Source organism: Lentisalinibacter orientalis (genome assembly GCF_040706535.1).
Classification (GTDB): Bacteria; Pseudomonadota; Gammaproteobacteria; order Steroidobacterales; family Woeseiaceae; genus Lentisalinibacter; species Lentisalinibacter orientalis.
Genome location: NZ_JAPDRJ010000001.1, coordinates 972767 through 985163 on the forward strand (window position 1 = coordinate 972767; position 12397 = coordinate 985163).

10 protein-coding genes are annotated in these 12397 nt (G+C 66.8%); 3 read left to right on the top strand and 7 right to left on the bottom strand.

Annotated elements, in window-relative coordinates:
• Nucleotides 1-3: 3 nt before the first annotated feature.
• Nucleotides 4-1626, bottom strand: coding sequence for a peptide ABC transporter substrate-binding protein (locus tag ACJMK0_RS04330; protein WP_405235858.1), 1623 nt, complete (start codon nt 1624-1626; stop codon nt 4-6).
• A 107-nt stretch (nt 1627-1733) separates the two neighbouring features.
• On the opposite strand from ACJMK0_RS04330, the gene pip reads away from it, so the two are divergent.
• The 3 genes from pip (at nt 1734) to ACJMK0_RS04345 (ending at nt 5720) form a co-directional block, all read left to right on the top strand.
• A complete protein-coding gene (pip, locus tag ACJMK0_RS04335) occupies nt 1734-2696 on the top strand; it encodes a prolyl aminopeptidase (RefSeq protein ID WP_405235860.1) in 963 nt (320 codons plus the stop codon).
• Between the two features lie 2 nt (nt 2697-2698).
• On the top strand, nt 2699-4042 hold the full coding sequence (locus tag ACJMK0_RS04340) for a dihydroorotase (RefSeq protein ID WP_405235862.1): 1344 nt from the start codon (nt 2699-2701) through the stop codon (nt 4040-4042).
• A 145-nt stretch (nt 4043-4187) separates the two neighbouring features.
• Nucleotides 4188-5720: an acyl-CoA synthetase gene (locus tag ACJMK0_RS04345; protein WP_405235864.1), complete on the top strand. Its 1533-nt coding sequence runs from the start codon at nt 4188-4190 to the stop codon at nt 5718-5720.
• Nucleotides 5721-5799: 79 nt separating this feature from the next.
• Here ACJMK0_RS04345 and ACJMK0_RS04350 read toward each other — a convergent pair whose 3' ends face one another.
• From ACJMK0_RS04350 to ACJMK0_RS04375, 6 genes are all read right to left on the bottom strand, one after another.
• The gene (locus ACJMK0_RS04350) at nt 5800-6201 is read right to left on the bottom strand and encodes a hypothetical protein (protein WP_405235866.1); all 402 of its coding nucleotides are present in this window, start codon (nt 6199-6201) and stop codon (nt 5800-5802) included.
• A 4-nt stretch (nt 6202-6205) separates the two neighbouring features.
• Entirely contained in the window at nt 6206-6973 is a 768-nt protein-coding gene (locus ACJMK0_RS04355) for an SDR family oxidoreductase (RefSeq protein ID WP_405235868.1), read from the bottom strand.
• An 84-nt stretch (nt 6974-7057) separates the two neighbouring features.
• Complete coding sequence (locus tag ACJMK0_RS04360) at nt 7058-8461, bottom strand: NapC/NirT family cytochrome c (RefSeq protein ID WP_405235870.1); 1404 nt, start codon at nt 8459-8461, stop codon at nt 7058-7060.
• A 127-nt stretch (nt 8462-8588) separates the two neighbouring features.
• Nucleotides 8589-10568 (bottom strand): cytochrome C, encoded by a 1980-nt coding sequence (locus ACJMK0_RS04365; protein ID WP_405235873.1) that lies wholly within the window; start codon nt 10566-10568, stop codon nt 8589-8591.
• A gap of 145 nt (nt 10569-10713) precedes the next feature.
• The gene (locus tag ACJMK0_RS04370; protein ID WP_405235875.1) at nt 10714-11988 is read right to left on the bottom strand and encodes a coproporphyrinogen III oxidase family protein; all 1275 of its coding nucleotides are present in this window, start codon (nt 11986-11988) and stop codon (nt 10714-10716) included.
• Between the two features lie 94 nt (nt 11989-12082).
• A complete protein-coding gene (locus tag ACJMK0_RS04375; RefSeq protein WP_405235877.1) occupies nt 12083-12346 on the bottom strand; it encodes a c-type cytochrome in 264 nt (87 codons plus the stop codon).
• Between the last annotated feature and the right edge of the window lie 51 nt (nt 12347-12397).

Here is a 12397-nt window from a genome sequence, read left to right on the forward strand (position 1 = left end):
CAATTATTCCGCAACTTCGGGCACCGGTCTCTCGATGCGGTAATGGCGCGAATAGTTGTGGTCCATGATGTTCGCCCGGTAACCGCGCACCCAGGGTTTCACGAGGTGCCGCGCCACGTAGAAGTAGGCGAAGATCGCCGGATAGTCGTTGATCAGCAGGCGTTCTGCGTCGCGCAGCAGGCGGGCGCGCCGCTCCATGTCGACCTCCGCCGAGGCCTCCGCGAGCAGCCGGTCGAACTCCGGATTGGCGTACCAGGCCGGGTTCTGGGGGCTGTCGGAGCGGAAGATCTCGAGGAAGGTATAGGGGTCGTTGTAGTCGCCCGTCCAGCCGTAGCGCAGGATCTCCCAGCGGGAGGGCTCCTTGCGGGTCTCCAGCATCACCTTGAACTCCTGGTTCACCACCGCGATGTCGGCGCCCAGCGCCGAGCGGATCATCTCCTGCACGGCCACCGCGATCTTCCGGTGGTTGTCGCTGGTGTTGTAGAGGATGCGGGCCTCGAGCGGGTTGTCCGCCGAGTAGCCTGCCTCGCGGTACAGCCGGCGGGCCTCGGCGAGGCGCCGCTCCTCCGGCCAGTCCTTCCACTCGTACTCCGCCGGGGTGTAGTTGTCGACGCCGGGCGGCACCAGACCCCAGGCGCCCTGCTGGCCGCCGCCCAGCACCTTCTCCACCAGCGTCTGCCGGTCCACCGCCATGGCCAGGGCCTGGCGCAGCCGGGCATCGTCGAAGGGCGGCTCGGTGAGGTCCAGCACGAAGAGATAGGTACTGAGATAGGGCGTGACGTGCAGCTCGTCGCCCAGGTTGGCCCTGATCCAGTCGTATTGGTTGTTGGGCACCGACTGGGTGAAGTCCAGCTCCCCGGCCCGGTAGCGCTGCAGCTCGGCGCTGTGTTCCTCGATGGGGTAGTAGTAGACGGTGTCGATCTGCACGCTGGCCGCGCCGTGGTAGTGGGGATTGCGCCGCAGCCGGACGAAGGAGTTCACCGCCCACTCGTCCAGCGCGTAGGCGCCGTTGGAGACCATGTTGCCGGCGCGCGCGAAGTCCTCGCCGTGGGCCGCGAAGCTCGCCCGGTGCAGGGGATAGGTGGCGGAGTGGGTCAGCAGCGAGAGGAAGTAGGGGGTCGGCGCGGCGAGTTCCACGACGAAGGTCCGCTCGTCCGGCGCCGAGACGCCGAGCGCCCCGGGGGGCACATCGCCCCGGTTGACCGCCTCGGCGTTCTTTACCGGGAACAGCACCTGGGCGTAGGTCGAGGCCGTCGCCGGGTCCACCGTGCGGCGGAATCCCGCCACGAAATCCGCCGCCGTCACCGGATCACCGTTGGACCAGGCGGCGTCCTCGCGCAGCGTGAACGTCCAGGTGAGCCCGTCCGGCGAGACTTCCCAGGACTCCGCGGTGCCCGGCACCACTTTCGCCTCGACGTTGCCGGTGGTCAGGCCCTCGTAGAGGTCGCGCAGGATTTCGAAGGAGGCGCTGTCCTCGGCACGATGGGGGTCCAGCGTGGCGGGCTCGGCGCCGTTGCCGCGGTGGAACGTGACGCCTTCGTCGGTGACGCGCGAGCCGTCCGGCGCGCGATCGCCGCAGCCGGCAGCCAGGAAGGCCAGCGCCAGGAGGGTGAGGAGTCTCGGCATGGTTCACACGGTCCGGTGGGGAACGCGCCGATGATGGCAAAGCCGCCCGCCGGGGGCAACGCGGCCCGCGCATGGCAATCCGCGCCGGTGGTGCCCATAATCCGGCCATGGATATGGCCCGAGATACGCCCCGGCGGGAGCTCTATCCCGCCATCGAACCCAATCATTCCGGCACGCTCGCCGTCGGCGACGGCCACGTGCTGTATTACGAGGAATGCGGGAACCCCCGCGGCAAGCCCGTGGTGCTGCTGCATGGCGGCCCCGGCGGCGGCTGCTCCGCCAGGATGCGCCGCTTCCACAACCCGGACTTCTACCGCATCGTGCTGTTCGACCAGCGCGGCGCCGGCCGCAGCCGGCCCCATGCCAGCCTGGAGAACAACACGACGCAGCACCTGGTGGGCGACATCGAGATCATTCGCGCGGCGCTCGGCATCGAGCGCTGGCAGGTGTTCGGCGGCTCCTGGGGCAGCACGCTGGCGCTCGCCTATGCCCAGGCGCACCCGGAGCGGGTCACGGAGCTCGTACTGCGGGGCATCTTCCTGCTGCGGCGCAAGGAGATCCTGTGGTTCTACCAGCACGGCGCCAGCGAACTCTTCCCGGACCGCTGGGAGCAGTTCCTCGAGCCCATCCCCAGGCGCGAACGCGACGACCTCGTCGGTGCCTATTACCGGCGTCTGACCGGGGAGCATAGGGAGGAACGCCTCGCGGCGGCGCGGGCCTGGTCGATGTGGGAAGGCGCGACGAGCTGCCTCATCCCGAACCCGGCGCTGGTGTCGGATTTCGGCGAGGCCGCGCATGCGCTGGCGATGGCGCGGATCGAGTGCCACTACTTCGTCAACGGCGGCTTCCTGGAGGACGGTCAGCTGCTGCGCGACGTGGACCGCCTCCGCAACATCCCTGCCGTCATCGTGCAGGGGCGCTATGATGTCGTCTGTCCGGCTACCAGCGCCTGGGAACTGCACCGGGCCTGGCCGGAGGCGCGCCTTCGCATCGCGCCGGACGCCGGGCACTCGGCCTTCGAGCCGGGCAACGTCCACGAACTCGTCACCGCTACGGATACCTTCGCCTGATCATGAAAAAACTGCTGATTACCAACGCCCGCCTCGTCAACGAGGGTGAGACCCGCGACGCCGACGTGCTGATCGACGGCGAGCGCATAGAGAAGATCGACGCCTCCATCGAGGCCGGCGCCGGCACCGAGGTGCTGGACGCCGGCGGCCGCTACCTCATCCCCGGCATGATCGACGACCAGGTCCATTTCCGCGAACCCGGCCTCACCCACAAGGGCGACATCGCCACCGAATCGGCAGCCGCCGTGGCCGGCGGCATCACCAGTTACATGGAGATGCCGAACGTCGATCCCCCGACCACGACCATCGCGGCGCTGGAGGAGAAGTACGACCGCGCGGCGGGCCGCTCGCGGGCGAATTACGCCTTCTATCTGGGCGCCACCAACGACAACATCAGCCAGATCCGCGCGCTGGCGCCCGGCACCGCCTGCGGCATCAAGGTGTTCATGGGCGCCTCCACCGGCAACCTGCTGGTGGACGATCCCGACGCCCTGGAGCTCATCTTCCGCGATGCGCCGGTGACCGTGGTGACCCACTGCGAGGACTCGCCGATGATCTGGGAGGCCGAAGCTGCCGCCCGGGAGAAGTACGGCGACGACGTGCCGATGAGCGAGCATCCGCACATCCGCTCGGCGGAGGCCTGCTACAAGTCGTCCAGCTATGCCGTCGACATGGCCCGCCGCCACGGCACCCGGCTGCACGTACTGCACCTCACCACGGCGATGGAGATGGAGCTGTTCTCGACGGCACCCCGGGGCGAGAAGCACGTGACGGCGGAGGTCTGCGTGCACCATCTCTGGTTCGACGAATCGGATTACGAGCGCCTGGGCGCGCTCATCAAGTGCAATCCCGCCATCAAGAGCCGGGAGGACCGGGACGCGCTGCGCCAGGCGCTGGCCGACGGCCGCATCGACGTGGTGGCCACCGACCACGCGCCCCACACGGCGGAGGAGAAGGCGAACAGTTACTTCGGCGCGCCGGCGGGCCTGCCGCTGGTGCAGCATGCGCTGCCGAGCATGCTTGAGCACGTGCACGAGGGCCGCTACAGCCTGGAGTTCGTGGTGGACCGTACCAGCCACGCCATCGCCGATATCTTCGGGGTGCAGCATCGCGGCTACGTGCGCGAGGGATACTACGCCGATCTCGCCATCGTCGACATGGACGACCCGTGGACGGTTTCGACGGATAACCTGCTCTACAAGTGCGGCTGGTCGCCGTTCGAGGGCGTGACCTTCCGCTCCCGGATCCGCACCACTCTGGTGAACGGCCGTGTCGTCTGGGACGACGGCCGCATCGTCGGCGATCCGGCGGGCCAGCGCATGAGCTTCGACCCGCCGACCCGCTAGCGCCTGTTTCTCCCGACCATCCCCCAGGCGTCCCCAGCCGCCCAGCTGTCCCTGATCCCGACATCGTCACGGGCTGATTGCCGCCCGGTCGCCGGCCCCCTATGATGCTGCGCTCAACGTTTCAGCACGGCGGGGGAGACAGACCATGCTGCACTTGCCACAGGTCGACTACAGCCTGGCCGAGACCATACTGCGACGCGCAGAGCTGGACCCGGACAATCGCGCCATCGTCTTCGAGGAGACGGAATACACCTACGCGGAGTTCGTGGATCGAATCCGCCGCCTGGCCACCGTGCTGCAGGACGGCGGCGTGTGCCAGGGCGACCGGGTCGGCTATCTCGGCGTCAACCACCCCGCCTTCCTGGAGACCCTGCTGGCGGCGACGGCCCTCGGCGCGGTCTTCGTCCCGCTGAACTTCCGCCTGACCGGGCCCGAGCTCGAGTTCATCATCAACGACGCCGGTGTGCATACGCTGATCGCGGACGATATGCTGCGGCCGGTCATCGAGCCCGTGCGCGAGTCGCTCTGCGTGCGCCGCTACCTCGGCGCGGAGAGTGCCGCCGACGGGTGGGAGGACTACCAGGGCCTGCTCGCGAGCGCCGAAGCGTACCCGGGCCACATCGCCGCCGCGCCCCACGACACCGCCGTCATCATGTACACGTCGGGCACGACCGGCCGTCCCAAGGGCGCCATGCTCACGCACGGCAACCTGCTCTGGAACAACGTGAGCGCCGCCTTCGCGCTGTCCTCCAACCCGGACGACATCACGCTCACCGCAGCGCCGCTGTTCCACATCGGCGGGCTCAACGTCACCACGCTGCTCGCCATGCAGGTGGGCGCCTGCGTGGTGCTGCACCGCGCCTTCGACCCGGGTAATGCGCTGGAGGACATCGCCCGTTACCGCTGCACCACCATGTTCGGCGCGCCGGCCATGTTTCTGTTCATGGCCCAGCAGCAGCAGTTCGCCGACACCGACCTCTCGAGCCTGCGCTCGCTGGTGGTCGGCGCCGCGCCGGTGCCGAAGTCACTGCTGGAGATCTACGGCAGCCGCGGCGTGAACCTGGACCAGGGCTACGGGCTGACGGAGACCTCCCCGCTGGTGAGTTTCCTGAAGTCCCAGTACACGGCGGACAAGCTCGGCTCCGCCGGCAAGCCGGGCCTGTTCGGCGAACTGCGCATCGCGGACGCCGACGGCCACAGCCTGGCGCCGGGTGAAGTGGGCGAGATCCTCTACCGCGGCCCCAACGTCATGAAAGGCTACTGGAACCGGCCCGAGGCCACCGCCGAGGCCATCGACGAGGACGGCTGGTTCCACACCGGCGACGCGGGCTATCTGGACGAGGACGGCTTCCTGTTCATCAGCGACCGGGTGAAGGACATGGTCATCAGCGGCGGCGAGAACGTCTATCCCGCCGAGGTGGAAGGCGTGCTGTACGAGCACCCGGCCGTGGCCGAGGTGGCGGTTATCGGCCTGCCGGACGACAAGTGGGGCGAGGCGGTCACCGCCGTCGTGGCGCTGAACGAGGGCGCCGAACTCACGCTGGACGAGCTGCGCGACTTCGCCGACGGCAAGCTGGCCCGCTACAAGCTGCCGCTGCGGCTGCACATCGTCCAGGCGCTGCCGCGCAACCCGGCGGGCAAGGTGCTGAAATTCGAGCTGCGTGAAGAATTGGGGTAGGAGGGCCTTCAGGCCCGATCCCGATTCCGGCCAGATTTCGATAATGAATCGGGGCTAAAGCCCCTCCTACGGGCCCCCCCTACCGTCCTCGATTCGACCCCGTCGCCTTGCCCCACACCATCACCGCCACCACCGGCAGCAGGATCTGCGCCGCGTAGGTGCTGAGGTTGGCCCAGAAGGCGGCACCGGCGTAATTGCCGCGGGTGCCGATGGCCCAGCCGGCCGCGGCCAGGCTCGGTATCAGGAATGCGGCCGTATGGGCAGCCAGGTGCCGGGGCTTCAGCCGGGTGACCAGATAACCCGCGCAGACCGCCAGCAGCGCCGTCAGGAATGTCTGCCACAGCGCCTGGGCCCAGTAGATGCCGCCCTCGATGCCGAGCGCCCGGTCGGCGAACGGCACCGGCACCCAGATGGCCGCATAAGTGGTGAGCTGCACGTAGGCCAGCCCGAGGGCCAGTGCGATCAGCAGGTTGACGTACACCGGCTCAACCCGCGAAGGTCACGCCGCCGTCGACGGTGAGGGTGGTGCCCACCAGGTAGTCGCCGGAGCGGGCGGCCAGGAAGATGGCGGCCGCGGCCATGTCTTCGGCCGTGCCCACCCGCCGTGCCGGGATGTGCTGGCTGACCACGTCCGGATTGTCCCGGGCCCAGATGTTCATGTCGCTGGCGAAGGCGCCGGGCGCGATGGCGTTCACGCAGATGTTGTCCGCGATCAGCCGCTTCGCCAGCCGGCGGGTCAGGTGGATGACGCCGGCCTTGCTGGTGACGTAGGAGTAGGTCTCGAGGTCCGGCGTGCGCAGGCCGTCGATGGAGGCGATGTTGATGACCTTCGCCGGTCGGTCGCCGGCGGCACCCTTGCGCAGCATGGGCGCGAAGCGCTGGGTGAGGAAGAACAGGGACTTCGCGTTCAGGTTCATCACCTTGTCCCAGCCCTCCTCGGAGAATTTGTCGAACTCTTCGCCCCACGCCGCGCCGGCGTTGTTCACCAGGATATCCAGGTGAGCCTCCCGTGCATGGACGTCGGCGACGAAGGCGTCGATGCCCTGCAGCGTGGAGACGTCGTGGGGCAGCGCGATGCACTCGCCGTGCTCGCTCATCTCGCGCGCCGCCTGCTCGCAGGCCTCGGCCTTGCGGGCGGTGATGTAGGTCTTGACGCCGCCGCGCACGAAGCCTTCGGCGATCATGCGGCCGATGCCGCGGGAGCCGCCGGTCACCACGGCCACCCGGCCCGACAGGTCGAAGAGGTTGTCCATCGTCGCTCCTTTTGTCCGCCCCCGGAGATAGAAAGGCCCGCCATGCTACAACATGACGGGCCTGCGGGCGGTCGGGTTGGCCGGCTAGCGCCGGAGTTCGGTGAGAATCTCCGGGTTCTCCTCTTCCCGCGCCAGTACCGTGTGGCAGGTGGAGCAGCGGCGGGTGATCTGCTCGCCCTCGACGGTCTCCAGGTCCCGGTTGTGGCAGCGGAAGCAGCCCGGCGACTGCTGATGGCCGATGTGGTCCGGGTACGTGTTCCACCACACCTTCATGTGCGGGAAGACGTTCACCGCGTACAGATCGCCAAGGGTCTCGCCGGCCTGCTCGATGGCAGCCGCCTTCTCGGCGGCCAGCTCCGGGTAGTTCTCCTCGTAGTAGGCGGTCAGCTCCGCAGACAGAGTCGTACGTGCCTCCTCGATGGTCTCGAATTTCTGATCGATGATGCGCACGGCCTCGCGCTTCACGAACGGCAGCGACTGGTCGATGCGGCCGTCGTGGATGGCGTTGTCCACCTCTTCGCCGGGCTGACGATACTGGTGGCTCGGCCGGTTGTGGCAGTCCACGCAGTCCATGGTGCGCCACAGGCCGTCGTCCTCCGGTGCATCCGGTTTCAGCCAGACCTTCTCCGTGCCGTCCGGGCGCACCAGGCGCACTTCGTAGATGTCCTCGCGGGTCTCGTCCGAGCGATAGCGGACCTCGTTCTCCGGCGCCACGTGCCAGTGGATGCCGGTGGATTCGCGGCCGTTGGCGCCGCCCACCTTCAGCAGGACGGCCGTCTTCAGCTCGGTGTTCTGCTCGTCGTCGGCATACGTGGTGGTGATGTCGAGCTTGTCGCCATGGAACTTGGACGGCCAGTGGCACTGCTCGCAGGTCTCGCGGGCCGGGCGCAGGTCGTGCAGCGGCGTCTCGATGGGACGGGGGTACAGATCGAAGGCCACGGCAACCAGCTGCCAGGCGCCGTCCAGCTTGGATTTCACGAACCAGTCGGCGCCGGGCCCGATGTGGCACTCGGCGCAGGTCACCCGGGAGTGGGGCGAGCGCTGGTAGGCCGTGTACTCGGGTTCCATCACCGAATGGCAGGCCATGCCGCAGAATTCCACGGACTCCATCACCTCGACGCCCTTGTAGGTGGCGCCGGCCAGCACCACGATGTTCAGCACGGTCAGACCGAGGAAGACCATCAGGGCGCCGCGGGTCTTCGGCGTGTTGAGGTCGATGACCGGGAACGGCCCGCGGCCCTCGTATTCCGGATGTTTGCGCATCCGCCGCCGTTCGAAATAGATGCCGACGGGGATGAGGAGCAGGCCGAGGGCGAAGATCGCCGGCAGGATCAGGAAGGTCAGGATGCCCAGGTACGGTCCGCCCTGGTGCCCGATCGACTCGACGAAATACAGCGTGATGATCAGGACGGCGCTGACCAGTGCCACGGCCGAACCGGCCAGGCTGATCCAGTTGCGGGTGATGGAGGCGAAGAAATGTCTGGACATGGGTCCCCCCGGTTACGAAAACGCCGATGCGGCAGACGAAGCTGCCGCAGCACCGGAAGATGCTACGGCAGCCCCGCGGTCAGGGGAGTAAGGGTTCTCCGTAATGCCGCTGCGGATTCGTCAGGCGCTACGGCACCCCGAGGCCGTGCGTACCCAGGGCCACGAAGATGGCTACCGCCAGCGCCAGTCCGATGGCGAGCATCGTGAAGCCGAAGAGATACACCCACATCATCTCGTAGCGGGTCGGCGCGGGCCGGAGATTCTGCTCCAGCGTGCCGTTCTCGACCATGCGCTGGTATTCCTTCGGCCGCTCTTCCTTGAACTTCTCCAGGGACATGCGGCCGGTGAACACCACCGGATCCATCGGGAAGCTCTCCGGACGCAGATGCGTGTGGAAGAAGTGGAACAGGAAGATGAAGCCCGTGGCCAGCAGGGCCTCGTCACTGTGCACCACCAGCGCGGCGTTGATCGACCAGCCCGGCAGGAAGCTCGTGAAGAACTGCGGGAACCAGAGCATCAGGCCGGACAGGCCGATGATCATGACGCCCCAGAACACCGCCAGGTAGTCGAACTTCTCCCAGTAGGTCCAGCGGTCGCCTTCCGGGCGCGGGCCGAGATACAGGAAGTAGCGGATGTTGCCGACGAGATCCTTCACGTCCTGCAGCTGCGGTGTCATGGAGTTCGGTCCCCAGAACAGCCCGCGCTCGTGCTTGATGAACAGCCGGATGACCAGATGCAGCACATGGAAGCCCATGTAGCCGAACGTGCCGACGGCGGCGATGCGGTGGATGATGCCGGCCGCCTCGACGCCGCCCAGCAGATTCATCAGCGTCTGTGCCCAGGGCGCCGTCGGGAATTTCAGCGGCAGACCCGTGAGTGCCAGGAGCAGGAACGTGACGATGATCACGATGTGCATGAAGATGTAGATGCCCGAGAAGCGCCGGACGTACTGGCCCCCGGCGACGTGGCTCTTGAGGTCGCCGTACTCGCCCTTCAGCGTGCCGACGAAGGCGCGCTGCAGCCACAGCAGGTCGTGGATGCCGAAGAAGCCGAACACGCCGACCAGCAGCACCAGCATGAACATGTAGATGTAGAAGACCCAGGGATTATCCGCCGGGTCGCTCGGATTGTTGTGGACGTCGATCTTCAGGAAGTTGCCCGAGGCACCCTCGTGGCAGGCGCCGCAGGTCTCCCCCAGGTTATCCGGGTGGATGCTCGAACGCGGGTCGTCCGCCGGCAGATTCTTGTGCGGCGTGTGGCAATCGGAGCACGTGGCCGCCGTTTCCAGGCCGAGAGAGGTGAACTTGCCGTGGAAATTCCATTCGTAGCTCGAGTACAGCTCGCCGTGGCAGTCGCCGCACTCGCCGGACATCATCAGGCGGGTTTCGCCGATGTTCGGGTCCTGGATGTCGTGGGAGCTGTGGCAGTCGGTGCAGACCGGCCCGTCCATGTTGCCTGCCTGCCAGATTTCGCCGTGTTTGTTCTCGCTCAGCCAGGTGTTGAGGACGCCCACGTGGCAGTCGCCGCACATCTCGGGCGAGTTCTTGTGCGACGTCGGCGCGCGTTCGTTATCGATGGCGAAGATGCGGTGGTCGCCGTGGCAGTCGCTGCAGGAGGGGGCCGAGATGAGCCCGGAACGCAGCAGGCCGCGGCCGTGGACGCTGTCGATGAAGCCATCGATCAGCCCCTCGGGTTCGCTATGGCATTCTCCGCAGGTCTCCACCTGATTGAACGGGGACACCGGGGACCCGAGATCGTCCACCTTGTGCACCGCATGCGCCTCGCCGTGGCAGTCCAGGCAGTTCGCGTTCTCGTGATGCACGCTGCGGCTCAGCGAGCGGTCGGAGAGCTTGTGGCACTGGGCGCAGATCGCATCGCCGGTCAGGTCGGTCAGATCTTCCGCCCGATGGCGGCGGCTGGTCACGTTGGTGTGACAGGCCTGACAGTCGGTGTCCTGGTGTGCGGTTGACAGGACCTCGACGTCCTTGTGGCAGCCCGCACACTTGATGGGCCTCGCTTCCTCCTGCGCATTCGCGAGCGGCGAGAACAGGATGAAGACCATCGTTGCCGAGAGTATCGACAGACAGAATGTGACACGCTTGCGCATTTTATTTTCCTTCAAGACCGCAGCCCGCAGCGCCGCCGGACACTCATTGGTGCCGGGACCACGCCCTTGATAGGCGAAATGGGGCTTGGCGGGCAATCGGGGAATACCGCAGCCGGCTTTCGCGGGGTGCCGGCCGAGGGCCGTCTCAGCTGACCAGGACCGCCTCGTGTCTGATCAGATGGCGCATCTCGTCGCGGAAGATGTTCACGCCGATGAAGAACTCCCGCATCATCATCACCCACAGATAGTAGCCGCGCTCGGTGAGCTCGAGCCTGGATCCCCGCCGGCGCACGGCGCGCAGGAGCCTGAGGCCGGCCAGTTCCGCGAAGAGCACACGCCGAAAGCGGCCCCCGAATCGCTCCTCGGCAGCGTCGAGATCGAGCGAGCCGCTGAACAGGAACATCAGCAGGTAGTAGCGCATCTGGTCGCGCTCGCTCATACGGCGGCTGCGCACGATGCCGGTGCCGCCGCGGTCGGCGAGTTTCAGGTAATGATTGATGGAGAAGGTGCTGGCGTACATCGTGCCGCCCATGTAGCTGAAGGCGCCGCTGCCGAGGCCCAGGTATTCCTCCTCCTCGGTGATGTATTCGTCGATCATCGCCGAGTCGGAGCGGGAGAAGCACCAGGCCGAGGAGCGCCCGTAACCCGCGTTCAGCATGTGCCCCACGATGCGGTGATACAGCTCGCCCTCTCGGGAGAAATCGACATCGCCGATGTGCTTCTCCATCGATTTCCGGGTGGCATGCGCGGTCATCAGGGGATACCAGGAGATCTGATCCACTCCCAGCTCGTCGGTGAGCGTGTGCATGTCGCGCATCAGGCTCTCGTCCGACTGGCGGGGCAGGTTGAAGATCATGTCCACGTTGATGGTATCGAACAGGTCCCGGACCGCTTCGATCCGCTCGCAGATCTGCTCCCCGCTGCCGAATTTCTCGTAGCGCTGCATGTCGCGCAGGATGTCGTCGTCGAGACTCTGGACGCCCACCGAGAGTCGATTGACGCCGGCGCTGCGGAGCATGGAAAGGCGGTCGTCACCGAGATCGTCCGGGTTCGTCTCCACCGAGACCCGGCTTACGGGGTGGTCCCGGCGTACCAGTTCGATGGTTTCCGCGAGCTCTTCGGGCAGCACCGTCGGCGTCCCTCCGCCTACATACAGATCGCCGAAACGGTAGCCGTGGTCCGTGGCGCGCTGGATCTCCTTGCGCAGCACCGAGTAGTAGCGGCGAGTGCGCTCGGGCTGGTATTCCACCCGGTGGAAGGGGCAGAAGGGACACAGCACGTCGCAGAAGGGGATGTGCAGGTACAGGAGATAGACGCGGCCGGGGGTCGGCTCCGGCAGCGCGTTCGTGACGGGGGCCGTCTCGAAGCTCATGTAGCGGCGGGTCATCCGCCGCAGCAGCGGTGTCAGGAGAGATTGCATGGGCAACAAAAAGGCTGGCGGCACCGCAGTGCCGTCAGCCCGTTTTTCTCATTCTTTCCCCGGCAGCGCAAGCCGGGGAAGTGAGAGTTCCGCTCTATTCGACGCTCGCGAAGTAGGCGGCGAGGTTGGCGATCTCTTCGTCGCTCAGGCCGGACAGATCCGGATCGTGATCCGTCGCCTCCTTGAGCATCGTCTTGATCTCGTCGGCCGGGATGCCGGCGAAGTCGTCTTCGTAGTGGCAATCGGCGCAGGCCTGGTCGTTGTACACGGCCTTGCCGGCTTCCGCGTCGCCACCAGCCCATGCGGCAGTGCCGAAGAACATCAGCGGCGCGGCCATTGCGATCCAAATCTTCCTCATCGTGGGTCCTCCACTCTTGTCTCGGGTCGTCTTAATCCTAACGCGCCTCCA

Bases quoted from the DNA above. Each gene is read 5' to 3' on its own strand.
- ACJMK0_RS04370 (WP_405235875.1), bottom strand. From the start codon at position 11,988: ATGCAATCTCTCCTGACACCGCTGCTGCGGCGGATGACCCGCCGCTAC.
- pip (WP_405235860.1), top strand. From the start codon at position 1,734: ATGGATATGGCCCGAGATACGCCCCGGCGGGAGCTCTATCCCGCCATC.
- ACJMK0_RS04340 (WP_405235862.1), top strand. From the start codon at position 2,699: ATGAAAAAACTGCTGATTACCAACGCCCGCCTCGTCAACGAGGGTGAG.
- ACJMK0_RS04330 (WP_405235858.1), bottom strand. From the start codon at position 1,626: ATGCCGAGACTCCTCACCCTCCTGGCGCTGGCCTTCCTGGCTGCCGGC.
- ACJMK0_RS04345 (WP_405235864.1), top strand. From the start codon at position 4,188: ATGCTGCACTTGCCACAGGTCGACTACAGCCTGGCCGAGACCATACTG.
- ACJMK0_RS04375 (WP_405235877.1), bottom strand. From the start codon at position 12,346: ATGAGGAAGATTTGGATCGCAATGGCCGCGCCGCTGATGTTCTTCGGC.
- ACJMK0_RS04355 (WP_405235868.1), bottom strand. From the start codon at position 6,973: ATGGACAACCTCTTCGACCTGTCGGGCCGGGTGGCCGTGGTGACCGGC.
- ACJMK0_RS04360 (WP_405235870.1), bottom strand. From the start codon at position 8,461: ATGTCCAGACATTTCTTCGCCTCCATCACCCGCAACTGGATCAGCCTG.
- ACJMK0_RS04365 (WP_405235873.1), bottom strand. From the start codon at position 10,568: ATGCGCAAGCGTGTCACATTCTGTCTGTCGATACTCTCGGCAACGATG.